We start from the raw sequence: 24,219 nt of genomic DNA, 5'->3' as shown, positions 1-24,219 counted from the left end.
ACAAAATAATCACATCATTACGCACCATAAGACTTTTTCAGCGCGTTTTGGCATACGCGTTCATACTTTTCCGGACAGGATAAAAAGGCGAAGAAAGATGAACTCACCCGCACCGACAGGCTTACTGCAACAGCCTCGCCCATTCTTTATGATCTTCTTTGTGGAGCTATGGGAGCGATTTGGCTATTACGGCGTTCAGGGTATCCTGGCCGTTTTCTTTGTTAAACAGCTCGGATTCTCCCAGGAACAGGCGTTTATTACCTTCGGCGCGTTCGCAGCCCTGGTGTATGGCCTGATTTCCATTGGCGGCTATGTCGGCGACCATCTGCTCGGTACCAAACGCACGCTGGTTCTGGGTGCGGTCGTGCTGGCGATTGGCTACTTTATGACCGGGCTGTCGCTGCTAAAACCCAACCTGATTTTTATCGCACTGGGGACCATTGCGGTGGGGAACGGGTTGTTTAAGGCCAACCCGGCAAGCCTGCTGTCTAAGTGCTACCCGCCGAAAGATGCCCGCCTGGATGGCGCGTTCACGCTGTTTTATATGTCGATTAACATTGGCTCGCTGCTGTCGCTATCGCTGGCACCGGTCATTGCTGAGAAGTACGGCTACGCGGTGACCTACAACCTGTGCGGTGCGGGGCTGATCGTCGCTCTGCTGGTTTACTTCGCCTGTCGTGGAATGGTGAAAGACATTGGTTCCGAGCCGGACCACAAGCCGCTGAATTTGCGTAATCTGCTATTGGTGCTGGCGGGCACGGTGGTCATGATTTACCTCTGCGCCTGGCTGATGCACAACGTTAAAATCGCCAACCTGGTGCTGATTTTCCTCTCCCTGGTGGTGACGATTTTCTTCTTCCGCGAGGCCTTCAAGCTGGATAAAACCGGGCGCAACAAAATGTTCGTCGCATTTATCCTGATGCTGGAAGCCGTACTGTTCTACATTCTGTACGCGCAGATGCCGACCTCTCTGAACTTCTTTGCGATCAATAACGTCCATCATGAAATACTCGGTTTCACCATTAACCCGGTCAGCTTCCAGGCGCTAAACCCGTTCTGGGTGGTGGTTGCCAGCCCGCTTCTGGCCGCTATCTACACGCGTTTGGGTAACAAAGGCAAAGACCTGACCATGCCGATGAAATTTACGCTCGGCATGTTTCTCTGCTCGCTCGGCTTTCTGACTGCCGCCGCCGCAGGAATGTGGTTTGCCGACGCTCAGGGGCTGACTTCACCGTGGTTTATCGTGCTGGTCTATCTGTTCCAGAGCCTGGGAGAATTGTTGATTAGCGCCCTGGGGCTGGCGATGGTCGCCGCGCTGGTACCGCAGCATTTGATGGGCTTCATTCTCGGGATGTGGTTTCTGACGCAGGCCGCCGCATTCCTGATGGGCGGCTACGTCGCCACTTTCACCGCCGTGCCGGACAATATTACCGACCCGCTACAAACGCTGCCTATCTATACCAACGTCTTCAGCAAAATCGGTCTGGTGACGCTGGCGGTAACGGTGGTCATGGCAATGATGGTGCCGTGGCTGAATCGGATGATTAATACACCCAGTACCGAACAGTAATGATCATTGCCGGACGGCGGCTAACGCCTTATCCGGCCTGGATTTCACAAGCCCGATTAGCCTTGCGCTGTCGGGCGCTTCCTGCGACTACGCTTTTCGCGCAGCAATCCAGTCCTGCACTTCCACCACAAAGGTATCCGGCGCTTTGCGGTACATTTTGCGCGCCAGATCGAGAATGGTGTGCTGGCCTAAAGCCTCTTCCATTCGCTGCTGCGCCATGTCCATGACCGAGCGCACGCCGCAAATCCCTTCGCAGGCCCATTCCGGCGGCTGCTCTTCGAATACCGCCAGACGCTGGCGAATCTCACGGCATTCAAAAATCCGTTTGTCACCGTCAATGGCGTTTGCCACGTCGAGAACCGTAATGTGTTCAGCTGGTTTCGCCAACTGAAAACCGCCGCCTTTACCCTCGATGCTGCGCACCAATCCAGCCTTTGACAGACGGGTGAAGATTTTGGCCAGGTAATCGTAGGGCACACTTTGCAGGTCAGCAATCTCACGCACGCTCATATCGCGGGCATCGCCTTTGCTGTCCACCATACACATCAGGCTATGGATGCCGTACTCAACCCCAGAACTGTAGAATGCCATGCTCTTATCTCAGCCAAAATTAATCTGAGTTTATTGTAGCTTTTCCGCTCTCCCGATTCCAGAGAGATTGCAAAATACAGGACCGGCATAAAATTTAAATTAATAATTATCAATTAGATAAATAAAAATCACAACGAAAGCCGCTCCCGATATTTCAAATGACATTGCATCGACTAACTGCGATCAATATAATCCTAGTAAATAAATCGTAGTGAACAGCGAGAACAACAGTGATGCGTAAACAAATTTTGATCATCGGGGCTGGCTTTGCCGGTATGTGGGCAGCGCTGAGCGCCGCACGTCTGGCGGATAAAAATCAGCAGGACATTGATATTACAGTGATTGCACCACAGCCTGAGCTGCGTGTGCGCCCACGTTTTTATGAAAGCGCCGTTCAGACGCTGGTTGCGCCACTGCAACCGCTGTTCGACGTCACTGGTGTTACCTTCCTGCGCGGCACGGTTGAGAAAATCCTTCCGGACTCCAAAGAGGTGAGCTGGAAAGATACCCACGGTGAAACGCGCCTGCATCGCTATGACCGTCTGGTGCTGGCCAGCGGCAGCCAGGTGAATCGCAGTATGGTCGCCGGTGCCGCAGAGCATGCCTTCGACCTCGATCAGCTTGAGAGTGCAGCCGTGCTGGAGCAGCATCTGCAAGATCTGGCTAAGCAGCCAGAGAGCAAGGCGCGTAATACCGTTGTCGTCTGCGGCGGCGGCTTCACCGGCATTGAGATGGCGCTGGAGCTGCCGGGTCGTCTGCGCGACATCCTCGGTGCTGATGCTAAGACCAGAGTTGTCGTAGTTGAACGTGGTGCGCAGCCGGGTGCTCGCTGGAGCCAGGAATTGCGCGATGTGATTGCTGAGGCCTCCACTGAGCTGAACGTTGAATGGATGGTCAATACCGAAGTTGAGAGCGTGGATGCCTCTGGCGTGACGCTGAAAGATGGTCAGACAATTGCGTCACAGACGGTCATATGGACCGTTGGCGTTCAGGCTAACGGTCTGACCGCACAGATTGATGCGCCGCGCGACCGTCAGGGCCGTCTGCATGTAAATGCAAATCTTCAGGTGGTCGGTCATGAAGACATTTATGCCACCGGCGATGTGGCTTACGCCGCCACCGATGATAAGGGCAATCACGCGCTGATGACCTGTCAGCACGCCATCCTGCTGGGGAAATTTGCCGGTAACAATGTGGCAGCAAGCCTGCTGAACGTTGAACCGCTGCCGTATCGTCAGGAGATGTACGTCACCTGTCTGGATCTGGGCGCGTGGGGCGCTGTTTACACCGAAGGCTGGGATCAGCAGGTGAAGTTAACGCGCGCCGAAGCGAAAAAGCTCAAGATGTCGATCGTCAGCGAGCTGATTTATCCGCCAAAAGCCGATAAAGCGGTAGCGTTCGAGATAGCCGACCCACTGGCCCCGTTTGTATAAATGATCGTCCCCTGCCAGAGCGGCAGGGGAATTCTTCACTGCATCATCACCTGGCGTACGAACTCTTTCTTCATCTGCATACTGTAGGCCTTACCGTAAAATTGCACCTCGGTGTCGGGGCGCTTCACGTCCGGACTGACCTGTTTGTTCATCGGTGTGGAGCCGAAAGCCTTACTGAGCGCTTTTTGCGTCTCAGCCTGAATCAGCCAGTTAAGGAATAGCCGCGATGCCGCCGGATGTTGACTGTTGGCGGCAATAGCCGCGACATTACCGCCGCCGGGCATACCAAATTCCGGTACATAAAATTTCAGCCGTGAGGTAATCGCTCCCGTTTTTTGCAGCCCGGCCAGATGGTCTTCCCAGGCAGGTGTCAGCATCAGTTCGCCGTCGTTCAGGCGCGTCAGGCTGTCAGCACCGGAAGCGGTACGGGTGATTTTGTCGTTATTGGCGGCAAACCACTGCCAGCCTTTCAGCCAGTTTTTTACCACCGCGGCATCAACAGTAGCCGACTCGCTGTCAAACTCACCGCTTTGAGTCGTAACGACACGCTGAATAAAAGCTTCTCCCGCGCCGCCGTTATTCGGGTCGTTATAGCCAAAGCGCTTTGGATTGGCGTCGATAAAACGCTGAAGGTCTTCCATGGTCTGCGGTAGCGCCCGGTCATCCATCTGCTGTGGATCGTAGACCAGCCCGGTCTGATTCCCCCAAAACGCCACGGCATAACCCTGAGTATCGACATTCTGAATCTGGTGAATGGCGTCGCCATAGCCTGGCAGGTCGTCCACCTTCGCCAGCGCTTTCGCCCCCATGGTGACCTGAAGCTGCGACACGGACAGGGCGATCACATCTATTTTGCCCTTTTCTTTGCCCGCTTCCGCCAGCAGCTTGTTCATATTGCCGTCGATGCTCCCTTCCGGAATGCGCACCTTAACGCCGTACTGCTGCTCAAAATCCTTCACAAAGCTGCGCCACTGCGGCTGCAGGTACCAGACGTTAAAGGTCACGCTGCCCTCTTTTTTAGCCTGGGCGATCAGGTCGCTGTTATCCGCCGCTATCGCCAGTGAGCTGCACAGCAGGCCGCTCGCCAGAATCATTACTGCTTTTTTCATCACATTATCTCCTGTAAAAGGTCAGGCTTTCCCCGTGGATTGCGACAGATAGTTCCCCTTCAGTAGCTTCTCGATGATGACCATCAGAATGACGTTGGGGATCACCAGAATCATCGATACCACCGCCGCGTCCGGGCGCACAAAGGAGTAACCGAGGAAGGAATAAAGAATGGTTGGGACGGTGATAAAATCCGGCGCGCCCAGCACGTATGAGATGCTGAACTCCTCCAGGCTTCTCACCAGACAAAAAATCAGCGCTGCCAGAAAGCTTGGCTTGAGCAGCGGCAGATAAGCATTGCAGAAGGTGCCCCACGCCCCTGAGCCTAAGTCGCGGCTGGCGTCGATCAAGTCCTGCGGCACCGCCTTAAACCCCGCCGACATAATGCGGATCGAATAGGGCAGCGTCAGCACCGTATGGCCGATAACAATGCTGATAAAGGCGTTGTCGATATTAAGATTGATAAGCATGGCGCTGAAGAATATGCCGATCAGCATCCCCGGCATCACCAGCGGGATCAGCGTCAGCATCTCCGCCACCGCCTTGCCGCGAAAGGTCATGCGCCCGAAGGCGTAGGCGGTGGGCAGCGATAGCAGCAGGCTAACGACCGCCACCGCTGGTGCGATGGTGTAGCTGTTAAACAGCGCCTCGGAAAGCGAGGTCTTTTCCCATACCAGCAGCCAGCGGCTGAACGATAATACGGGCGGGAAGATATCCGGGTAGCTCCACGGATGGGCCGGGTCAACCAGCGACCAGAGGATCGCCATGCCGAACGGCATGCCCAGCCAGACCAGGTTGGCGACCACGAAGAAGATCAGCGAAATCGTCACCACCCGGCGACCGTTGGTAGTGTGGCTCATTTGATCTCTCCTTTGCGGGTGGCGAACGGGGTAATCAGCGTGGCGATGAGCAGCGTGCAGATGGCCGCCGTGAGCATAATGATCACCGCAATCACCGCCGCGTTATTCCACTCGCCGTACTCCATGGCGGTAGCCTGCATCAGGCGCGCCAGCGAATAAGTGTTGCGCGGCCCGGCCACCGAGAAGAAGGCGAAGTCGCCCAGCGCGCCGATAAATACCAGAATCAGCGTCACCTGCACGGCGGGCAGCGTCAGCGGCACCACCACGCCGGTAAAACTGCGCCAGCGGCTGGCGCCAAGATTGCTGGCGGCGTCCAGCACATCGTTACGAATGGCGTTGACCGCGCCGCCGACGAGGATCAGGGCGAAGGGCAGGTTCTTCCAGATTTGCAGGATAACCACGCCCCAGCCGAAATCGTCGTTCTGCATCCGCAGCGGCTCGCTGATAATCCCCAGCGCCAGCAGCAGTTCGTTGATGATGCCGTGGTAAGCGACGATGTTGACGAACAGGAACGCCGCCACCAGGCCGGGGATAAACATCGGCGCGCGCAGTACCGCAATAATGCCCTCCTTACCCGCCATTGGCTTACGCAGCCACAGCGCCAGCGGATACGCGAAAATCACCGAGCCGAACGCGCCCAACAGCGACACCTTCACCGAGTAAAACAGAGCGCTGCGCAGCACCTCGTCCTGCAACATATTGCGCCAGTACTCCAGCGAGAAATGGCTGTCGCCTTCGAGGTTAAACCAGCCCAGGCTCTGGACAATCACCACGTAAAAAGTCGATCCCATCAGCAGCAGGATCGTGCCCAGCCCGCTGAGCATCAGTAGCCAGGCGATCGCATCGTTGCGCCAGTTTTTCATGATACCGGCTCCAGAAAATGAATGGCGTTTTCCGCCAGACGGAAGCAGGCGCGCTCGCCGGAGGCGACGGGCGGCTTTTTGATTAACTGCAAACGGACCGACAGCCCGCTGTCGTTGTGTCCCCAGGCTTCGGTAAGGTTGCCCATAAAGGCCATTTTATCGAGCGTCAGGGTGAAGTGATTGCCGCCCGCCTGCAGCTGGGTGACGTACTGCGCGTCTTCAGGCCGCCAGCAGATATAGCAATGTTCTGCGCGCGGCGGCTGGTCTGAGAACACGTAAAATTCGCCCAGGCCGCAGCGTACACGGTAGTAACCCGGCTGCTCTGCGGGCGTGACCTGCGCAGTGTCGATATTAGCGGCACCGATAAAGTCCGCCACAAAACGGTTTGCCGGACGGTAGTAGATCTCTTCCGGCTTGCCGATCTGCTCGACGTTGCCGGCGTTCAGCACCACGATTTTGTCCGACATCGCCAGCGCTTCCGCCTGGTCGTGGGTGACGTAGATCGAGGTGAGCCGGTACTGCCGCTGGAGTTCTTTAATCTCAAAACGCACGCTTTCACGCAGCTTGGCATCGAGGTTGGAGAGCGGTTCATCGAACAGAATCACGTCCGGGCGGGTGATCATCGCCCGGGCCAGCGCCACGCGCTGCTGCTGGCCACCGGAGAGCTGGGCGGGCATTTTTAGCCGCTGGCTTTCCAGCCCGACCTGCTTCAGCGCCTCCGCCAGCCGGGTCTGCTGTTCAGCGATGGCGACCTTTTTCTGCTTCAGGCCGAAGCAGATGTTGTGCGCCACGTTGAGGTGCGGAAACAGCGCATAGGACTGGAAGCACATGGCGGTGTTGCGCTTTTCCGGCGGCAGGGCATTAACCGTTTTATCGCCAATCAGAATGCGCCCGCTGTCCGGCTGGTGAAAACCGCCGATCATTTTGAGCAGGGTGGTTTTGCCGCAACCGCTCGGCCCGAGCAGGGTGACAAACTCCCCCTCTTCCGCGCAGAACGAGATCTCTCTGGCGGCGTAAAAATCACCGAACGTTTTGGTTACCTGTTCCAGAACCAGTTTTGACATGAGTCTGTTTTCCGTCGATTAAAAAGATGATTATTAAATTTACATACTAAACATTAAATTTATGTGACGCAGATCTTCAAAGCTGAAAAATGATCTGAATATCAAATTAAATACATACAAAACAACATATTGAACATGAGAAGATAAAAACATCTTTCACATTTAAATTTAAGTAGTAAAGTTAATAACCATCTTACATTCGAGAGGAAAAGAAGATGGCGTTTACTTTTCACCGCGCGGCAGAAGGTATTGTGCTGGCCAACAGTCATCGCGGGTATTCCAGCTGTGCGCCGGAGAACACCTTTCCGGCCTTTGAAGCCGCCCGCCAGGCGGGTACACACTGCATCGAAATAGACATCCACCTGACGGCAGATAATCAGTTGGTCGTGACCCATGACCACCGCATCGACCGGGTTTCTACCGGGCAGGGATTTGTCGAACAGCTGACTTATCCTCAGCTGCTGGAGAGCGACTTTGGCGTGAAATATCACCCTGCGTTTAGCGGGACTCGCATCCCACTGCTGGCGGACGTGCTGCGCTGGGCGATGGAGAACCATATGGGGCTGATAGTTGAAGTGAAACAACGCCGCCGTCATGATGAGTTCGTCGCGGTGCTGGTACAGCTGCTGCGCGCCATGCCGGAAACAATTGGCCATATCCAGCTGCTGGGTTTCAATCATGTACTGATAAATCGAGTGAAGGCGCAAATCCCGGAGCTGGCGTTACAGGTAGTGACGCTGGAGCGTTACAATGACCAGTTGGCGGCAGTGCAGCAGTCCCATGCCAGCTGTGTCTGTTTTGAGTACGAATTTGCCCACGTTGACGATCTGCGGGCTTACAAAAAGGCGGGGCTGGGCGTACGGATGTATCTGCATGAAATGAAAAACGGCATGACGCCGCTGGAGCAGTACGACTATAAATTCGGCTGCGACAGCCGTCCGGTGATTATCGGCTGGATGCAGGCGGGGCTGATTGATATGCTCAGCCACGATGATATTCCGTATTTGCAGGGGCTGATTGAAGAGGCCGGACTGCGCTGGGATTAGATAAAAAATTAAGGACACCATGAACGCCCACTCTGAACGCCTTGAGCTGCGTGGTTCGCAGCGCCTGCTGCTGGAGCTTATCCGCCGCCATGCACCGGTTACTCGCGCGGAGCTGGCGCGTTTGTCAAACCTGACGGCGGGCGCGATTACCCAGCAGTGCCGGGAGCTGATATTTTCCGGTCTGGTGGTCGAAGGTGAGCGTAATACCGGGCAGCGGGGCCAGCCGTCGCTACCGCTGCGGCTTAATCCCGGCGGCGGCTGCGCCATCGGATTGTCGTTCAGTCCGGGTTTTATCGATATGACGGTGGTCGATCTCAGCGGTCGCCAGTTGCTCTCAATTTCCGAGGCGCATCAGGAAAACCAGCCGTTGGTCTCAACGCTCGCACAAATTAAAACGCTGGTCGAGCAGACGCTGAAAAAGCGCCAGCTTCAGCACGCGCGAATTTTCGGGATCGGCTACGCGGTGCCGGGTTTTCTGAAAGCTGACGGACGCAAGCGCCATAGCGTGGCGTGGCTGGAGAGCTGGCGTGAGGTCGATCTCCAGCAGGCGTTTGCCGACAACCTGCCGTGGCCGACATGGGTAGAGAACAACGCCAACGCCTCGGCGGTAGGCGAGCTGTACAGTGGCGAATGGAACGACTATAGCGATCTGACGTTTATCGACCTCGGCTACGGTATCGGCGCTGGGGTGATTTCCGGGCATAAGCTGCTGCGCGGCGGCTTCTTTAATGCGGGCGAGGTAGGGATGGCGTTCCCGTCCGGTACGCCGCGCCCGTCCTATAAAGATCTGGTCGCTACGCTAGAGCATGAGGGGCTAGAAGAAGCGCAGTTACCGGAGCTTATCGCCGGTCAGCATCCGCTGCTGGAGGGTTGGTTTGCCCGCTGCTGCGGCCAGGTAGAACAAACTGTTTTCGGCTGCGTGCAGTGGGTTGATCCACAGCTGATTGTGCTGGGCGGTGCGCTGCCTAAACCGATTATTAGTCGGCTGGTGCAGGAGCTAAATCATCGCCTGCAAACAAAGCTCGACCCTAACCGTCCGAAAGTCATGCTAGCGGCCTCATCGATGGGGGCGCTAAGCGCTTCACGCGGCGCGGCGATGATCCCGCTATATCAGGTGATTAACGAAGGGCAGAGCTAGCAGAAAAGAAGACATTCCCGGAGGCGGTGCTACGCACCTGTCCGGGCTACAAACCGCACGAATCCGTAGCCCGGGCAAGGCGCGTCAAGCGCCGCCCCCGGGAAAACGCGTACAATATTTGAGTCAGCAGCATCCCCCGGATTGCGGCTGACACCTTATCCGGGCTACCAGACCGCACGAATCCGTAGCCCGGGCAAGGCGCGTCAAGCGCCGCCCCCGGGGAAAACGCGCACGATATTTGAGTCAGCAGCATCCCCGGATTGTAAAATTTATCCTTACTGCTCAATCGCCGTTCCGGCGTAAATATCAAACCGGTGGCCTTTGGTGACCACCGCGTTCGGCGTCGCCACATCCGCCAGCGGCGGCGCATAGTCCGGGCGTTTCACCACCACGCGTTTGGTTGCCAACTGACGTGCCGGTTCCAGCAAACCATCCGCATCCAGATCCGGCCCCACCAGCGACTGAAACACCCGCATCTCTTTCTTCACCAGTGCACTTTTCTGCTTATGTGGGAACATCGGGTCGAGGTACACCACCTGCGGACGCGGAGTAATATCGGTGAGCGCCGTCAGGCTGGAGGCGTGAATCAGCTGCAAACGCTCCTGCAACCATGGGCCAATTTCCACATCGGCATAACCGCGCGCCAGGCCATCATCGAGCAGTGCCGCAACCACCGGGTTACGTTCCAGCATCCGCACATGGCAACCCACAGAGGCGAGTACGAACGCATCGCGCCCCAGCCCCGCCGTCGCATCGACCACATCCGGCAGGTAATCGCCCTTAATACCAACCGCTTTCGCCACCGCTTCACCGCGACCGCCACCGAACTTGCGTCGATGGGCCATCGCCCCACCAACAAAATCGACAAAAATGCCGCCAAGCTTCGGCTCATCGCGTTTACGCAGTTCCAGATGCTCTGGCGTCATCACCAGCGCCATCAGGTTATCTTCATCGTGCTCCAGCCCCCAGCGGGCGGCAAGAACAGATAAGGCGCCGTCTCCGGCGCCCGTTTCATCAATTAAACAGATTTTCACAACAGGATTAACTCTTAATACCGTAATGCTCAAGCATCGCATCCAGCTGCGGCTCGCGGCCGCGGAAGCGTTTGAACAGCGTCATCGGCTCTTCAGATCCGCCGCGAGTCAGGATGTTGTCGAGGAACGACTGACCGGTTTCGCGGTTGAAAATCCCCTCTTCTTCGAAGCGCGAGAAGGCGTCCGCCGCCAGCACGTCGGCCCACAGGTAGCTGTAGTAACCCGCTGCGTAGCCACCAGCAAAAATATGGCTGAAAGCATGCGGGAAGCGGCCCCATGACGGTCCTGGGATCAGCGCAACCTGCTTTTTAATTTCCGCCAGCGTTTCGAGGATTTTAGCCCCCTGCTCTGGCTGGAACTCCGCATGCAGACGGAAGTCGAACAGGCCGAACTCCAGCTGGCGCAGGATAAACATCGCCGCCTGGTAGTTTTTCGCCGCCAGCATTTTCTCCAGCAGTTCTTTTGGCAGCGGCTCGCCGGTTTCATAGTGACCGGAGATAAACGCCAGCGCGTCCGGCTCCCAGCACCAGTTTTCCATAAACTGGCTCGGCAGTTCGACCGCATCCCACGGCACCCCGCTGATGCCAGAAACCCCGGCGGTATCAATACGGGTCAGCATATGGTGCAGACCATGACCAAACTCGTGGAACAGGGTGATCACTTCATCATGAGTGAACAGTGCCGGTTTGCCGCTGACCGGACGGTTAAAGTTACAGGTCAGATAGGCAACCGGTTTTTGCAGCGAACCATCGAGCTTGCGCATCTGGCCGACGCAATCATCCATCCACGCCCCGCCGCGCTTGTGTTCACGAGCGTAGAGATCGAGGTAGAAGCTGCCGCGCAGTTCATTGTTTTCGTCATACAGCTCGAAGAAACGCACTTCCGGATGCCAGACGTCAACATCGGTACGCTCTTTGGCGGTAATACCATAAATACGTTGAACCACTTCGAACAGGCCGTTAACGGCTTTGTTTTCCGGGAAGTACGGACGCAGCTGCTCGTCGCTGATGCTGTACAGATGCTGTTTCTGCTTTTCGCTGTAGTATGCGATATCCCACGGCTGCAGTTCATCAACACCAAATTCGGCTTTGGCGAAGGCTCGCAGCTGGGCCAGCTCTTTCTCACCCTGAGGGCGCGCGCGTTTGGCCAGGTCGGTCAGGAAGTCGAGCACCTGCTGTGGGTTCTCGGCCATTTTGGTAGCCAGAGACTTGTCGGCATAGCTGTCGAAGCCCAGTAGCTGCGCCAGCTCGTGGCGCAGGGCAAGGATTTCCGCCATCACTGGGCTGTTGTCCCACTTCCCGGCGTTTGGCCCCTGGTCAGAAGCGCGGGTGGAGTAAGCGCGATACAGCTCTTCACGCAGCGCTTGATTGTCGCAATAAGTCATCACCGGCAGATAGCTCGGGATATCCAGCGTTAACAGATACCCTTCCTGCTCCTTGGCTTCAGCCTGCGCTTTGGCGGCGGCCAGCGCGCTTTCCGGCATCCCGGAAAGTTCGGCTTCATCGGTCACCAACTTCGTCCAGCCCATAGTGGCGTCGAGCACGTTGTTGCTGTACTGGTTGCCCAGCTCGGACAGGCGCGCAGCGATTTCGCCATAGCGTTTCTGCTGCTCTTTCTCCAGGCCAATACCAGAAAGTTCAAAATCACGCAGCGCGTTATCGACCGCTTTTTTCTGCGCGGTGTTCAGGGTGGCGTAATGATCGCCATCACGCAGGTCGCGGTACGCTTTGTACAGACCTTCATTTTGCCCAACCCAGGTGCTGTACTCAGAGAGCAGCGGCAGGGTTTGTTCGTAGGCTTCGCGCAGTTCCGGGCTGTTTTTAACCGAGTTCAGGTGGCTGACCGGCGAAAAAATGCGCCCCAGTACGTCGTCCACTTCCGCCAGCGGCTGGCAAAGATTTTCCCAGGTGTACGGCGCCCCTTGCGCCACCGCGCTCTCTACCGCCGCCCGGCAATCATCCAGCGCTTTGGTGACCGCAGGGACGACATGTTCAGGTTGGATAGCAGAGAAAGGGGGCAATAAAAAAGGCGTCAGTAATGGATTGGTCATATGCGCAGTCCTGTTGAAGAGGGTAAATGAAGCGCGCGTCCGGCGCTTTAGCATGAGATCTAGAATGGGGGATAGTTGGGTGAATTTCAATGTCAGGCGCTGCGCAGAACCGGGTATTACTGCGATAAGCCTGGCCGTTGTGGCTATTGCGTATAAAAAAGCCGGGTCAGCATCGCTGCTACCCGGCCCGTTTTATACTCACGCTCTGCTTACACCACCATCCCCAACAGCAAGCAGCCAATCAGACCGCACACGGAGATAATGGTTTCCAGCACCGACCACGACCTGATGGTCTCGCCGATAGTCAGGTTGAAGTACTCTTTAAACAGCCAGAAGCCCGGATCGTTGACGTGAGAGAAGATAACGCTACCGGAACCAACGGCGATAACCATCAGTTCAGGACTCACGCCGGTAGTCGCGATCAACGGTGCGGCAATACCGCCTGCGGTAATAGCTGCAACGGTCGCCGAACCCAGCGCAATACGCAGTACCGCAGCAATCGACCAGGCCATAAACAGCGGAGACATATTGGATTCATGCATGATAGAGGCGATGTATTTGTCCATCCCGCTATCGACCAGCACCTGTTTGAAGGCGCCGCCGCCACCTATGATCAGCAGCATCATGGCAATAATTTTGATGGAAGAGGTCAGCGTTTCGTTGATCTGGTCCATCGAACGGCCACGGTTGAGGCCAAAGGTGAAAAGCGCGATCAGCACCGCAATCAGCGTTGCCATCACCGGGTCGCCAAAGAACTCAGCAACCGGCAGGAAAGCATGACCTTTCGGCAGCACCATCTCGGCTACCGCACGCATCGCCATCAGAATAACCGGCACCAGAGAAGTCCAGACGCTGACGCCAAAGCCCGGCATCTCTTCTTCAGTGAACGTTTTCGGGTTATGCAGGCCTTCAGGAATCGGTTTATCGATGCCTTTCAGGAAGCGTGCGTAAACCGGACCGGCCAGAATCACTGTCGGGATCGCCAGAATGGTACCAAACAGCAGAGTTTTACCCATATCGGCATGGAAAATGGTGGCAATCGCCGTCGGACCCGGGTGCGGAGGCAGGAAGCCGTGGGTAACGGAAAGCGCGGCCGCCATCGGCACGCCGACGTATAGCAGCGGGATGCGGGCGGACGCAGCGATGGTAAATACCAGCGGCAGCATCAACACGAACCCCACTTCATAGAACAGCGCGAAGCCGACGGTAAAACCGGTCAGCACGACTGCCCATTGGATGTGTTGTTTACCAAATTTGTCAATTAGCGTGGTGGCGATACGCTGCGCACCGCCGCAGTCCGCCAGCATTTTACCGAGCATAGCGCCGAAGCCCATGATCAGCGCGAGGCTGCCGAGGGTTCCGCCAACGCCGTTCTTGATGGAGACGATAACTTTATCCAGAGGCATGCCCTGCATGAGCCCGACGGCAAGCGCCACCAGAACCAGAGCGATAAAACCGTTCATTTTGAAACGGATCATCAGCAACAATAACAGGGCAACCCCGATAGCAACGATGACTAATGGCATGATTTACCTGGCCTTAATTTGTTATGGGTAACGTCATAGTTTCAACATTGACTTCATCCGTTCCGACCGGAACAAAAAATGTCCGACGCCGTAAATGCTAGCTTTATCCTTACCCAGAGAAAGGATAGCTGGCTATTTTTTAATCTGTGGCGCCTGAAACGAATGATACGGGTAACATGGTAAGTTTGAGAATCACCTAAGCAGTGAAAATTTCAAATATGAGACTTAAGTCATACTCTTTCCCGGGTTTTTGCCGGGTTGCTTAGCGGGGAATGTTGTGCGGTAACTGAGAAGAGTAGCCCGACAGCGCAAATACTGCCGGGCGGGGGAATTAATAGTAGGAGTGCTCGCCGCGCTGGTGTTCGGTTAGATCGCGTACGCCTTTCAGTTCCGGGAATTCGTTCAGCATCTGCTTCTCGATCCCTTCTTTCAGGGTTACATCGACCATCGAACAGCCATTGCAGCCGCCGCCGAATTGCAGGATCGCCAGGCCATCGTCGGTGATTTCCATCAGCGTGACGCGCCCGCCGTGACCGGCCAGCTGCGGGTTAATCTGCGATTGCAGCAGGTATTCGACGCGCTCCATCAGCGGAGCATCATCAGAAACCTTGCGCATCTTGGCGTTTGGCGCTTTCAGCGTTAGCTGAGAACCGAGCTGGTCGGTAACAAAATCGATTTCAGCGTCTTCCAGGTACGGCGCGCTAAGTTCATCGACATAAGCGGTCAGTTGCTCAAACTTCAGCGCAGTATCGGTGTCTTCCACCGCATCCGGTGGGCAGTAGGAAACGCCGCACTCAGCGTTTGGGGTACCGGGATTGATCACAAATACGCGAATTTGTGTCCCTTCTTCCTGATTTACCAGCAGTTTGGCAAAGTGCGCTTGTGCAGCATCGGAAATACGGATCATAGCGTTGGCCTAATAGTTGACTATTTTACTTGGTTATAATACGCCCATCAGCAGGGGTCTACAAGGTACGGCATATACACCATACCTGAACCGTCGCGGCGCCGTTTCGCAAAAGCAGGCGGGATATCTCGGCGACGGTGCTTCCGGTTGTGACGACATCATCCACAATGGCGATATGGTGACCCCGAACCGACAATTCAAGCTGAAAGGCGTTTTTCAGGTTCTGTTTGCGCAATCTGGCGCTGAGCTGATGCTGGGTGGCGGTACGACGCTGGCGGGTGAGCGCATCGCTACGCCAGGCACAGCCCATCCAGCGCGCCAGCGGGCGGCACAGCAGATCGCTCTGATTAAAACCCCGCTTCCACTGGCGACGCTGCCAGAGCGGCACGCTGATAATTCGATCGGGTTTGGGAAGCCCCCTGCTCTGATGAATACGCAACAGCAGAAGACGCGCCAGCGCCGGAGCCAGCTCTGGTCGTTTGTTGAATTTCAGCTGGTGAATCATCCCGCTCAGCGGCGGCCGATAATCATTCACCGCAACCAGCCGCTGCCACGCCGGTGGTTTTTGCAGGCAGCGCCCGCACGGCAGCAGGCCTGCCTGAGCAGGTAGCCCACACTGAGGACAGAGCGGTTCAGACGCCATCAGCGATGCAGCGCATCGCGAGCAGATCCCCCAGCGGGCGATGGCCAGCGGCATTTGGCATAGCCAGCATAAGCTGTGTGCTGTTAGCATATTTCCCCTTATATTGATGGAAAGAGAACAGTAACCGATGAAAGAGATCTGGTGGCAAACCACGGGCGAAGGAAATTGTCATCTTGTGCTGCTGCACGGATGGGGGCTGAATGCGCAAGTGTGGGATTGCATCACGCCGGAACTGGCCTCGCATTTCACGCTGCACCTCGTCGACCTTCCGGGTTATGGCCGCAGCGGCGGCTTTGCTGCCCTATCGCTCCAGGAGATGGTGCAGCAGGTGCTAGCCAAAGCGCCAGAGCGCGCTATCTGGCTGGGCTGGAGCCTCGGCGGGCTGGTGGCAAGCCAGGTTGCGTTAACTCACCCCGACCGCGTGCAGGCGCTGGTCACCGTCGCCTCTTCTCCCTGTTTTAGCGCTCACGATAGCTGGCCGGGAATCAAACCCGAGGTGCTGAGCGGTTTTCAACAGCAACTGAGTGAAGATTTTCAGCGCACCGTCGAGCGCTTTCTGGCGCTGCAAACCATGGGAACCGAGAGCGCCCGCCAGGATGCCAGAGCACTGAAGAAGACGGTGCTGTCGCTGCCGATGCCTACGTCGGAGGTGCTAAACGGCGGACTGGAGATCCTCAAAACCGCCGATTTACGCCAGCCGCTGACGGCGCTAACGATGCCGTTTTTACGTCTGTACGGTCGTCTGGATGGTCTGGTGCCGCGAAAAATCGTGCCGGTGCTCGACGCGCTGTGGCCACAGAGCCAATCCATCATCTTCGATAAAGCCGCCCACGCGCCGTTTATCTCTCATCCACAGGAATTTTGCGCACCTCTGATAGCGCTAAAAGCCCAGGTCAGTAAATATTTTTAGCAGGACATGGTAAAAACGCAGGGCCCGACAATACTTAGGTTGTTGCGACGGTTGACTATTTCATGTCGCCTTCGCGACCTAAAAACAACAACCTAATGGAGAGTAGAGGCTATGAAACTTGTTACAGGAATTGTTGCATCTCTGGTGATTGGCTCCCTGTCCTTCGGCGCGTTCGCTGCCAAGGAAATTCAAAAAGATGAAGTCGCTAAAATGAATCTGACCAAAGTCGGTTCGATTACCACCTCAAAAACGACTTCTCCGATGGATGCGAAGCGCGATCTGTCGAAAAAAGCGGATGAGATGGGCGGCACCTATTTTGTGGTGATTGCAGGCGAGAAGAACGAGAAAACGGTTCACGCGAACGCGGACGTCTACAAGTAAGCCAGTAAGCGGGTCTCAGGACCCGCTTTCGGTATCGCGACGTTGACCGGCTACGAATTCACAACCGTCTGATCTGTACTCTCCAGGCTACGAAAGGCGCTGGCCTCCCATGATTATTGATGAACTTTGGCCGCCATCTGATACGCAGCAGGCAGGTTCAACCGCTGCCAGAACTGCTGGTCACCGGTCTCACCCGACAGCGGGTACCCTGCGGGCAGAGCCGTTTTGACCATCAGCGTCCGACGCTGCGCAGCGGACAGGTTCGGCAATGCCGCTTCCAGCAGCACTTCCGCCCCTTCCGGCACCATCAGACTCTGTTTTTCACCCTTCTGCTGCGGCAGGCTGTAGGTCATGGTGAAGCGATAAAAATCACGCATTGCCGGGTCGCGATAGGGATCGTCCTTCGCAGGCACCTTCGCGCATTCCGCCAGCGTTGTACCGCACTCTTTCTCCAGCGCCGTACGCAGTTGGTCGCGAGCTTCATTGAACAACGCGCGATACTTCGCATCATTCAGATAGTGAGCGACGTTGCGCTGCGCCACCATCCGCGAGCCCATCACGTCCAGCGGATAATGCACGCCCAGCACGATGCGCGAGTAACCATAGCGAGCGCCGCGGGTTACCAGCGCATCAAAGCGCTCAGGGATCATCTCCGCCATCAGCAGCGCATCGGTATAGCCGGTATTGGTGTGTCCGCTCGGGAATGAGCCACCGTCTGCGGTATAGGGTTTGTTATCCTTCACCACCACATCGTCCGGTACCAGATGAATCGTGTTCCCCTGAATCAGGAACGGACGCGGGTTATTAAAATGCTTTTTTGCCGCTCCGGTACTCACTTCGGAAGCTTTAATCAGCGCAGCTGCCTTGCCGAGTTCGCCTTTATCGTAGGCGGTCAGAAACGCTTTCCCCAGACGCGGTCCCATCGCATCGCTAAGGAAATAGAGATAGCTGATGCCTTCCGCGTCTGCCAGCGCCTGATGACGAGAGGTCTGCACAGCATCGCGGTTAATCGCGGTGACGGTTTCGAGGTTTTGCTGTATGACCGTCTTCGGCAACGTGCTGAACGCCGAGAGCAGCTCGATACCGGCCTGCTGGTTGGCTTTAGCCTGAAAGTCATAATCGCTGGCCTTTAGCCACGCTTTATCCGCCTGAGTTTTAGTCTGTTTGGCGTGCTCCAGCTGGTCACGTGTGAGGGTTGATGCATCGCCCTTCAGCGCATTACGTAGCTGCGCCAGGCTTTGGCTCTCCACAGCGTCGAATGCCGGACTCGCAGCCGCAGGCGTCACACCGTTAGCCATCGCCGCCACCTGATTCAAAGGGACATCTTGCGCCATAACCGGCAGCGCCAAAATGAGCGCCGATGTCAGAAGTGTGATTTGCAGTTTCATTATTTTCCCTTTATACAAACAATTACCTTGCCGGTATGCGACGCTAGCCCCCCTGTTTTACGTTTTTATGACACGGTTATGTTTTGCAACGCTTTAGCAGGAATTGAAACAGCACAGTGCCGGAAGCGGTAATCCAGACGGATCTGCGGTAAACTATCGGTTATCTTGTTTACTTCCCGGAATCACCGCATCCATGCTCAGTTATCGCCACAGCTTTCACGCAGGCAACCACGCCGACGTCCTTAAACACACCGTTCAGAGTCTGATCATTGAATCGCTCAAAGAGAAAGAAAAACCGTTTCTCTATCTGGACACTCACGCCGGTGCAGGCCGCTATCAGCTGAGCGGCGAGCACGCCGAGCGTACTGGTGAATATCTTGAAGGTATCGCCCGCATCTGGCAGCAGGATGACCTGCCCGCCGAGCTGGAGCCGTATATCTCCGTCGTCCAGCATTTCAACCGCAGCGGTCAATTGCGCTACTACCCGGGCTCCCCACTGATTGCCCGTCAGCTGCTGCGCGAGCATGACAGCCTGCAGATGACCGAGCTGCACCCGAGCGATTTCCCACTGCTGCGCTCCGAGTTCCAGAAAGATGATCGCGCCCGCGTGGAAAAAGCCGATGGCTACCAGCAACTTAAGTCTAAGCTGCCGCCCGTTTCTCGTCGTGGGCTGGTGCTTATCGACCCGCCTTACGAAATCAAAAGCGACTACCAGGCGGTAGTGACCGGTATTCATGAAGGCTACAAGCGCTTTGCGACCGGTACCTACGCGCTATGGTATCCGGTGGTGCTGCGAGCACAGATTAAGCGCATGATCAAAGAGTTAGAAGCCACCGGCATTCGCAAAATTCTGCAAATTGAGCTGGCGGTACGCCCGGACAGCGATCAGCGCGGCATGACCGCCTCCGGGATGATCGTCATCAACCCACCGTGGAAGCTGGAGCAGCAGATGAACAACGTGCTGCCGTGGCTGCATAAGAAGCTGGTACCGAACGGTATCGGCCACGCAACGGTCAGTTGGATCGTGCCAGAGTAATCGCAACCATCGGTGGAACCTTTTACGCCTCGCGCTACAATCGCGGCCATTCAATAATAAGGACCAGAGCCATGACCAAACATTATGACTACATCGCTATCGGCGGCGGCAGCGGCGGCATCGCCTCCATCAACCGTGCGGCAATGTATGGACAGAAGTGCGCGCTGATTGAAGCCAAAGATCTGGGCGGCACCTGCGTGAACGTCGGCTGCGTGCCGAAGAAAGTCATGTGGCATGCGGCGCAGATCCGCGAAGCAATCCATCTGTATGGCCCGGATTACGGCTTTGATGCCACCATCAATAATTTCGACTGGGACAAACTGATCGCCAGCCGTAGCGCCTATATCGACCGTATCCACACCTCTTACGATAACGTGCTGGGTAAAAACAAAGTCGATGTGATTAAGGGCTTCGCGCGCTTTGTCGATGCGAAAACCGTGGAAGTGAATGGTGAAACCATCACCGCCGATCATATCCTGATCGCCACCGGCGGTCGTCCGAGCCATCCTAATATTCCGGGCGTCGAGTACGGCATCGATTCCGATGGCTTCTTCGAACTGCCGGCGCTGCCGAAACGCGTTGCGGTCGTTGGCGCAGGCTATATCGCCGTTGAGCTGGCGGGCGTGATTAATGGCCTGGGTGCGGAAACTCACCTGTTTGTGCGTAAACACGCGCCGCTGCGCAGCTTTGATCCGCTAATCGTCGAGACGCTGGTCGAAGTGATGAACGCCGAAGGCCCGCAGCTGCACACCAACTCCATTCCGAAAGCGGTGGTCAAGAATGCCGATGGCAGCCTGACCCTGGAGCTGGAAGATGGCCGCAGCCAGACCGTCGACTGCCTGATTTGGGCGATTGGTCGCGAACCGGCAAACGATAACTTCAATCTCGCCGTTACAGGTGTGAAAACCAACGATAAAGGCTATATCGTCGTCGATAAATTCCAGAATACGAACGTTTCTGGTATTTACGCCGTGGGCGATAATACCGGTGCCGTTGAGCTGACCCCAGTGGCGGTTGCCGCCGGTCGTCGCCTCTCAGAGCGTCTGTTTAACAACAAGCCGGACGAGCATCTGGACTACAGCAACATCCCGACCGTGGTCTTCAGCCATCCGCCTATCGGCACCGTCGGCTTAACCGAACCGCAGGCGCGCGAGCAGTACGGTGATGACGCAGTGAAGGTGTATAAATCCTCTTTCACCGCCATGTACACCGCGGTGACCTCGCACCGCCAGCCGTGCCGCATGAAGCTGGTCTGCGTCGGCCCGGAAGAGAAGATTGTCGGCATTCACGGCATCGGTTTTGGTATGGACGAAATGCTGCAAGGCTTCGCGGTGGCGCTGAAAATGGGCGCGACTAAGAAAGACTTCGATAATACCGTGGCGATTCACCCGACGGCATCGGAAGAATTTGTGACGATGAGGTAATTCTCGGAACCCCGTGTTAGCACGGGGTTTTTCTTTAATAATTCCAGCCAGTAGAATTCAGCTTTCTCGTTCTTTTCCTGTACAACTACCGATATCGATCAGTACTTTCACAAAAAAGTTCTGCCGATTGTATAGTCCTGGAAAAACGGCAGGAGCATCCTTAAGAGCCACTCGCCTACTGATTAATGGCTTAATGTCAATGGCTCCGGAACTCAGATACTGTATTGATGTTTTCCATTCTTGCCCTGGAAATGGCGCTGATATTGAATTCCACGACCCAAGCACCTTTAACTCATTGCGCACAATTTTCTCAAAGTTAAGCCTCGGGAAGCTGACATCGCCATAAGGTATTCCTAACAGGACAACGGAACCACCTTTTGCCGCAAGAAGCAAAGCGCTGGCAATACCTCCTGCATTTCCTGAAGACTCTATAACAATGTCCACACCAAGGTTTTCGGTCAGCATCTGAAAACGGGTAAGATATCCTTCATCGAGAACGGAAAATATATGGCTGGCTCCCGTACGTTTGGCAATATCAAGTTTCTGTTCATCAGTATCAAAAGCATAAACCTCCCCTGCCCCACATACCTTTGCCCATTGCACAGCCAAAAGACCGATCGTTCCGCAGCCAACTATGGCCACCCGACTGCCTGCTTTAATATCAACCTGCCGTAACCCATGTACCACTACGCTGGAAGGTTCTATAAAGCTTGCTGTCGCAAAATCCATTGAATCAGGTAGCTTCAGAACATTGCGCGCAGGAACAAGAATATACTCCGCAAAAGCGCCGTTTTTATGGCCGCCGAGTACTTTTAGGTCGGTACATCGTGCATAATGTCCCTGCTGGCAATAGCAACATTCAAAGCAGGGGAAGCAGTTACATGCTGTAACCCGATCGCCATTTTTCAGTCCTGTCACTGCGGCTCCCACTTGCTCTACAACACCAGAGAATTCATGCCCCCAGATTAACCCCGGATTATATGACCCCAGCTTGCCAAAACGAGAAATATCCGAGCCACAGATACCAGCCACCGCGACCTTGATTAAAACATCATGATCGTTGACTAAGGATGGTTTTTCCACCTCCTCATATCTTACATCTTGTATCGAATAAAGATTTAACGCTTTCATATAATCACTCCCTGGCAACTAAAATGAACCGGCATTAAAATATATAAAATTCGGGTGAGAAACGATAATAGAATACCAAAGAGTAAACAACGCAGTTGTTACTCTATTATATGAAAAATAGTTCTCACCCAAAAAGTGAAAATAGACTTACCCTAATAGAACTAGTCTTTTTCACCAAAACCAGCAGCAAATGCTGTTTTTAATTCGCTCATTAACTCATGCTCATCCTCACCATTACAGATAAGGTCAACCATGGTGTTACCTTTCACTCCAGCACCAAGAATACTCATCATTCCTTTGATCTGGATCTCTTTTCCATTATTAACCAAAGTCAGTGATGATGTATATTTCTTCACAATTTTGGCTAGAGATGCGGCAGGCCTGGCGTGCAACCCGGTACTGTTCACTACTTTGACGCTTTGTCTAATCATGATTCTTCCAGCTATAATTATTTTCAGGAGGCTTTACGTAAAAAATGATGGCCTTTATTCATCATAAGAATCTTCGAATACACATCATCTTCAACAGCCTGTTTTGCCGATGCCATAACCCGAGCCAGGTTTGCTTCATTATTGTTATGTTCATAAGCTTTACCCACCGAAGTGATAAAAGCCTTACGTAGATCGCTGGCTATATTGACTTTGGCAACATTATAGTTAACAAAGCTGCGCAGAATTTCAGCATCAATACCTGAACCACCATGAATAACTAATGGTACCGGTGAAACTTCGGCAATTTTCTGTAGTAATGGAATATCAATACGTGGAATATCATCAAGACCATGCACGTTGCCGATAGAAATAGCCAACATATCGCAGCCGGTTTGCTCAACGAATGTACGAACTTTTTCTGGTTCAGTTTTGCAGTCGGCTTCGCTGACGTGGTCATCCTCTTTACCCAGAATAGCACCTAACTCCGCCTCTACTGGTACACCATATGATTTGCAGAAATCCACAGCCTCAGCGGTAAATGCAATATTCTCTTCGAAGGAAAATGCTGCGCCATCAATCATTACAGAAGTAAACCCTGCTCGTACGGCTTGTTTGACATCATCAAAGGTTTTCCCATGATCAAGATGGAGGCTAACCGGCACATCCATCTTATCAGCATGACGTTTAACTATTTCATAAATATAGTCATAACCTGACAATTGCGCATTCGTCGGTGCAATCTGAATAAAATTGGGTAACCCCGAACGCTCAATTGCATTAAGAATTGAGATCGTCGTTTCCAGGTTAGTCGTATTAAATGCACCGGCAAGCACTCGTTTCTCACGGATACGGTCCAGTAAGATTTTACCGTTAACTAATGGCATAGCATTATCCTCTATCTTCGTTGCAGAATAGTACCTAAATAATATTTATCTGATTTTAACCAGACGTTTCCTAAATCAAATGGCATTTTGTTTTCAAGAAATACAAGCTGCTCTAAATGTAGAACTGGTGCATCCTCATTAACCTCTAGATAATGGCCACGTTCACTACCAACAATTTTTGCCGCGTAACGACTCTCTGAATACACTATCTTTTGGCCGGAGAGTTGCTCTACCGTTGGAAACAGATTTTGTTTATTAAAATCAATCTCAGTAATTCCAGGGCAAAGGGCAATATTGATTCTGTTTTCAATCAACATCACTCTTTCACCTTCCACACTTCTTACACGCTTGAGATAAAGTATAGGAGCACCAGGTTCAATTCTTAGCTTCTCAGCCACGCTTTTAGATGCCTTCTCAATGTACGAATCAATCACCTCTGTGGTAAAAGACAAATGCTGGCTTTCGAGTGATTCAGCAAATGAGAGTAATCCTTCTCCAAGGGCATAAGAAATATTCTCTTTTTTAACAAAAGTCCCTTTACCCTGAACCTGAACCAGTAACCCTTCATTCACCAACATTGTTACTGCTTTTTTTACCGTTCCCCGACTGACATGCAGAATGTCCATTATCTGGTTTTCAGAAGGGATCCTGTCACCTTTACCTAACTCTCCTTTATAAATATTTTCACGGATCCATTCCGAAACCTGCATATACAATGGAATTTCTGAATCCTTAAGTATGCTGCTCATGTTGTGCTTCTCCTGTGTAGATCATCTGTATACAAGTATGAACAAGTTACGAT

At 54.2% G+C, this 24,219-nt stretch carries 23 protein-coding genes; 8 read left to right on the top strand and 15 right to left on the bottom strand.

Features of this window, described 5'->3' with window-relative positions:
• The first annotated feature begins 97 nt into the window (after positions 1-97).
• Positions 98-1,570, top strand: coding sequence for a dipeptide/tripeptide permease DtpB (gene dtpB / locus ACMYSL_RS01695; RefSeq protein WP_434661225.1), 1,473 nt, complete (start codon positions 98-100; stop codon positions 1,568-1,570).
• An 87-nt stretch (positions 1,571-1,657) separates the two neighbouring features.
• On the opposite strand, the gene ACMYSL_RS01690 is transcribed toward dtpB, so the two are convergent.
• Entirely contained in the window at positions 1,658-2,161 is a 504-nt protein-coding gene (locus ACMYSL_RS01690) for an RrF2 family transcriptional regulator (protein ID WP_181484559.1), read from the bottom strand.
• Positions 2,162-2,394: 233 nt separating this feature from the next.
• Between ACMYSL_RS01690 and ACMYSL_RS01685 the strand changes: the two genes are divergently transcribed.
• Positions 2,395-3,594, top strand: a complete 1,200-nt coding sequence (locus ACMYSL_RS01685) for an NAD(P)/FAD-dependent oxidoreductase (RefSeq protein ID WP_434661223.1) — start codon at positions 2,395-2,397, stop codon at positions 3,592-3,594.
• Positions 3,595-3,629: 35 nt separating this feature from the next.
• Here ACMYSL_RS01685 and ACMYSL_RS01680 read toward each other — a convergent pair whose 3' ends face one another.
• From ACMYSL_RS01680 to ACMYSL_RS01665, 4 genes are read right to left on the bottom strand one after another with little or no spacing between them, the layout of a single operon-like run.
• The gene (locus ACMYSL_RS01680; protein WP_434661222.1) at positions 3,630-4,703 is read right to left on the bottom strand and encodes an extracellular solute-binding protein; all 1,074 of its coding nucleotides are present in this window, start codon (positions 4,701-4,703) and stop codon (positions 3,630-3,632) included.
• A 21-nt stretch (positions 4,704-4,724) separates the two neighbouring features.
• A complete protein-coding gene (locus ACMYSL_RS01675) occupies positions 4,725-5,561 on the bottom strand; it encodes an ABC transporter permease (RefSeq protein WP_110274846.1) in 837 nt (278 codons plus the stop codon).
• Entirely contained in the window at positions 5,558-6,424 is an 867-nt protein-coding gene (locus ACMYSL_RS01670) for an ABC transporter permease (RefSeq protein ID WP_182235208.1), read from the bottom strand. Before ACMYSL_RS01670 ends, ACMYSL_RS01675 begins: the two co-directional genes overlap by 4 nt.
• Positions 6,421-7,488, bottom strand: a complete 1,068-nt coding sequence (locus tag ACMYSL_RS01665) for an ABC transporter ATP-binding protein (protein WP_434661221.1) — start codon at positions 7,486-7,488, stop codon at positions 6,421-6,423. The genes ACMYSL_RS01670 and ACMYSL_RS01665 overlap by 4 nt, the downstream gene beginning before the upstream one ends.
• 215 nt (positions 7,489-7,703) lie before the next feature.
• Here ACMYSL_RS01665 and ACMYSL_RS01660 point away from each other — a divergent pair, with 215 nt between their 5' ends.
• Both ACMYSL_RS01660 and ACMYSL_RS01655 read left to right on the top strand, forming a co-directional pair.
• A complete protein-coding gene (locus ACMYSL_RS01660) occupies positions 7,704-8,534 on the top strand; it encodes a glycerophosphodiester phosphodiesterase (RefSeq protein WP_182235210.1) in 831 nt (276 codons plus the stop codon).
• A gap of 19 nt (positions 8,535-8,553) precedes the next feature.
• Positions 8,554-9,672: an ROK family protein gene (locus ACMYSL_RS01655; protein WP_434661219.1), complete on the top strand. Its 1,119-nt coding sequence runs from the start codon at positions 8,554-8,556 to the stop codon at positions 9,670-9,672.
• Positions 9,673-9,947: 275 nt separating this feature from the next.
• Here ACMYSL_RS01655 and rsmJ read toward each other — a convergent pair whose 3' ends face one another.
• From rsmJ to gntX, 5 genes are all read right to left on the bottom strand, one after another.
• Complete coding sequence (rsmJ, locus tag ACMYSL_RS01650) at positions 9,948-10,706, bottom strand: 16S rRNA (guanine(1516)-N(2))-methyltransferase RsmJ (RefSeq protein WP_434661218.1); 759 nt, start codon at positions 10,704-10,706, stop codon at positions 9,948-9,950.
• A 7-nt stretch (positions 10,707-10,713) separates the two neighbouring features.
• Positions 10,714-12,756, bottom strand: a complete 2,043-nt coding sequence (gene prlC / locus ACMYSL_RS01645; protein ID WP_434661216.1) for an oligopeptidase A — start codon at positions 12,754-12,756, stop codon at positions 10,714-10,716.
• Positions 12,757-12,965: 209 nt separating this feature from the next.
• The gene (gntT, locus tag ACMYSL_RS01640) at positions 12,966-14,282 is read right to left on the bottom strand and encodes a gluconate transporter (RefSeq protein WP_110274838.1); all 1,317 of its coding nucleotides are present in this window, start codon (positions 14,280-14,282) and stop codon (positions 12,966-12,968) included.
• A 331-nt stretch (positions 14,283-14,613) separates the two neighbouring features.
• On the bottom strand, positions 14,614-15,189 hold the full coding sequence (gene nfuA / locus ACMYSL_RS01635; protein WP_110274837.1) for a Fe-S biogenesis protein NfuA: 576 nt from the start codon (positions 15,187-15,189) through the stop codon (positions 14,614-14,616).
• Between the two features lie 58 nt (positions 15,190-15,247).
• On the bottom strand, positions 15,248-15,922 hold the full coding sequence (gntX, locus tag ACMYSL_RS01630) for a DNA utilization protein GntX (RefSeq protein WP_434661214.1): 675 nt from the start codon (positions 15,920-15,922) through the stop codon (positions 15,248-15,250).
• 37 nt (positions 15,923-15,959) lie between these two features.
• Between gntX and bioH the strand changes: the two genes are divergently transcribed.
• Together bioH and ACMYSL_RS01620 are read left to right on the top strand one after the other, a co-directional pair.
• Positions 15,960-16,742 carry a pimeloyl-ACP methyl ester esterase BioH gene (gene bioH, locus ACMYSL_RS01625; protein WP_434661213.1) on the top strand — a complete coding sequence of 261 codons (783 nt, stop codon included), beginning with the start codon at positions 15,960-15,962 and terminating at the stop codon, positions 16,740-16,742.
• Positions 16,743-16,853: 111 nt separating this feature from the next.
• Positions 16,854-17,123: a YdgH/BhsA/McbA-like domain containing protein gene (locus tag ACMYSL_RS01620; RefSeq protein WP_110274834.1), complete on the top strand. Its 270-nt coding sequence runs from the start codon at positions 16,854-16,856 to the stop codon at positions 17,121-17,123.
• Positions 17,124-17,236: 113 nt separating this feature from the next.
• Here the strand turns inward: ACMYSL_RS01620 and ACMYSL_RS01615 are convergent, their stop codons facing one another.
• Complete coding sequence (locus tag ACMYSL_RS01615; protein ID WP_434661212.1) at positions 17,237-18,511, bottom strand: acid phosphatase; 1,275 nt, start codon at positions 18,509-18,511, stop codon at positions 17,237-17,239.
• 193 nt (positions 18,512-18,704) lie between these two features.
• On the opposite strand from ACMYSL_RS01615, the gene ACMYSL_RS01610 reads away from it, so the two are divergent.
• Positions 18,705-19,547, top strand: a complete 843-nt coding sequence (locus ACMYSL_RS01610) for a 23S rRNA (adenine(2030)-N(6))-methyltransferase RlmJ (protein WP_110274832.1) — start codon at positions 18,705-18,707, stop codon at positions 19,545-19,547.
• A gap of 71 nt (positions 19,548-19,618) precedes the next feature.
• On the top strand, positions 19,619-20,971 hold the full coding sequence (gene gorA, locus ACMYSL_RS01605) for a glutathione-disulfide reductase (RefSeq protein WP_182235217.1): 1,353 nt from the start codon (positions 19,619-19,621) through the stop codon (positions 20,969-20,971).
• Between the two features lie 57 nt (positions 20,972-21,028).
• On the opposite strand, the gene ACMYSL_RS01600 is transcribed toward gorA, so the two are convergent.
• From ACMYSL_RS01600 to ACMYSL_RS01585, 4 genes are all read right to left on the bottom strand, one after another.
• Positions 21,029-22,102 (bottom strand): galactitol-1-phosphate 5-dehydrogenase, encoded by a 1,074-nt coding sequence (locus ACMYSL_RS01600; protein WP_434661210.1) that lies wholly within the window; start codon positions 22,100-22,102, stop codon positions 21,029-21,031.
• A 161-nt stretch (positions 22,103-22,263) separates the two neighbouring features.
• Positions 22,264-22,533 (bottom strand): HPr family phosphocarrier protein, encoded by a 270-nt coding sequence (locus ACMYSL_RS01595; RefSeq protein WP_434661209.1) that lies wholly within the window; start codon positions 22,531-22,533, stop codon positions 22,264-22,266.
• A 23-nt stretch (positions 22,534-22,556) separates the two neighbouring features.
• Entirely contained in the window at positions 22,557-23,417 is an 861-nt protein-coding gene (locus ACMYSL_RS01590; RefSeq protein ID WP_434661208.1) for a class II aldolase, read from the bottom strand.
• Positions 23,418-23,428: 11 nt separating this feature from the next.
• Positions 23,429-24,166: a GntR family transcriptional regulator gene (locus ACMYSL_RS01585; RefSeq protein ID WP_434661207.1), complete on the bottom strand. Its 738-nt coding sequence runs from the start codon at positions 24,164-24,166 to the stop codon at positions 23,429-23,431.
• Positions 24,167-24,219: the final 53 nt, after the last annotated feature.

This window comes from Klebsiella sp. MISC125 (assembly GCF_051131775.1).
GTDB lineage: Bacteria > Pseudomonadota > Gammaproteobacteria > Enterobacterales > Enterobacteriaceae > Klebsiella.
Note: the sequence above shows the minus strand (reverse complement) of the source record. Positions and strands in the feature narration are given on the sequence as shown.

Bases quoted from the DNA above. Each gene is read 5' to 3' on its own strand.
- gorA (WP_182235217.1), top strand. From the start codon at position 19,619: ATGACCAAACATTATGACTACATCGCTATCGGCGGCGGCAGCGGCGGC.
- ACMYSL_RS01620 (WP_110274834.1), top strand. From the start codon at position 16,854: ATGAAACTTGTTACAGGAATTGTTGCATCTCTGGTGATTGGCTCCCTG.
- ACMYSL_RS01690 (WP_181484559.1), bottom strand. From the start codon at position 2,161: ATGGCATTCTACAGTTCTGGGGTTGAGTACGGCATCCATAGCCTGATG.
- prlC (WP_434661216.1), bottom strand. From the start codon at position 12,756: ATGACCAATCCATTACTGACGCCTTTTTTATTGCCCCCTTTCTCTGCT.
- ACMYSL_RS01660 (WP_182235210.1), top strand. From the start codon at position 7,704: ATGGCGTTTACTTTTCACCGCGCGGCAGAAGGTATTGTGCTGGCCAAC.
- ACMYSL_RS01595 (WP_434661209.1), bottom strand. From the start codon at position 22,533: ATGATTAGACAAAGCGTCAAAGTAGTGAACAGTACCGGGTTGCACGCC.
- ACMYSL_RS01675 (WP_110274846.1), bottom strand. From the start codon at position 5,561: ATGAGCCACACTACCAACGGTCGCCGGGTGGTGACGATTTCGCTGATC.
- ACMYSL_RS01665 (WP_434661221.1), bottom strand. From the start codon at position 7,488: ATGTCAAAACTGGTTCTGGAACAGGTAACCAAAACGTTCGGTGATTTT.
- ACMYSL_RS01685 (WP_434661223.1), top strand. From the start codon at position 2,395: ATGCGTAAACAAATTTTGATCATCGGGGCTGGCTTTGCCGGTATGTGG.
- ACMYSL_RS01670 (WP_182235208.1), bottom strand. From the start codon at position 6,424: ATGAAAAACTGGCGCAACGATGCGATCGCCTGGCTACTGATGCTCAGC.
- gntT (WP_110274838.1), bottom strand. From the start codon at position 14,282: ATGCCATTAGTCATCGTTGCTATCGGGGTTGCCCTGTTATTGTTGCTG.
- ACMYSL_RS01600 (WP_434661210.1), bottom strand. From the start codon at position 22,102: ATGAAAGCGTTAAATCTTTATTCGATACAAGATGTAAGATATGAGGAG.
- ACMYSL_RS01610 (WP_110274832.1), top strand. From the start codon at position 18,705: ATGCTCAGTTATCGCCACAGCTTTCACGCAGGCAACCACGCCGACGTC.
- dtpB (WP_434661225.1), top strand. From the start codon at position 98: ATGAACTCACCCGCACCGACAGGCTTACTGCAACAGCCTCGCCCATTC.
- gntX (WP_434661214.1), bottom strand. From the start codon at position 15,922: ATGCTAACAGCACACAGCTTATGCTGGCTATGCCAAATGCCGCTGGCC.
- ACMYSL_RS01615 (WP_434661212.1), bottom strand. From the start codon at position 18,511: ATGAAACTGCAAATCACACTTCTGACATCGGCGCTCATTTTGGCGCTG.
- ACMYSL_RS01680 (WP_434661222.1), bottom strand. From the start codon at position 4,703: ATGAAAAAAGCAGTAATGATTCTGGCGAGCGGCCTGCTGTGCAGCTCA.
- bioH (WP_434661213.1), top strand. From the start codon at position 15,960: ATGAAAGAGATCTGGTGGCAAACCACGGGCGAAGGAAATTGTCATCTT.
- ACMYSL_RS01585 (WP_434661207.1), bottom strand. From the start codon at position 24,166: ATGAGCAGCATACTTAAGGATTCAGAAATTCCATTGTATATGCAGGTT.
- ACMYSL_RS01655 (WP_434661219.1), top strand. From the start codon at position 8,554: ATGAACGCCCACTCTGAACGCCTTGAGCTGCGTGGTTCGCAGCGCCTG.
- ACMYSL_RS01590 (WP_434661208.1), bottom strand. From the start codon at position 23,417: ATGCCATTAGTTAACGGTAAAATCTTACTGGACCGTATCCGTGAGAAA.
- nfuA (WP_110274837.1), bottom strand. From the start codon at position 15,189: ATGATCCGTATTTCCGATGCTGCACAAGCGCACTTTGCCAAACTGCTG.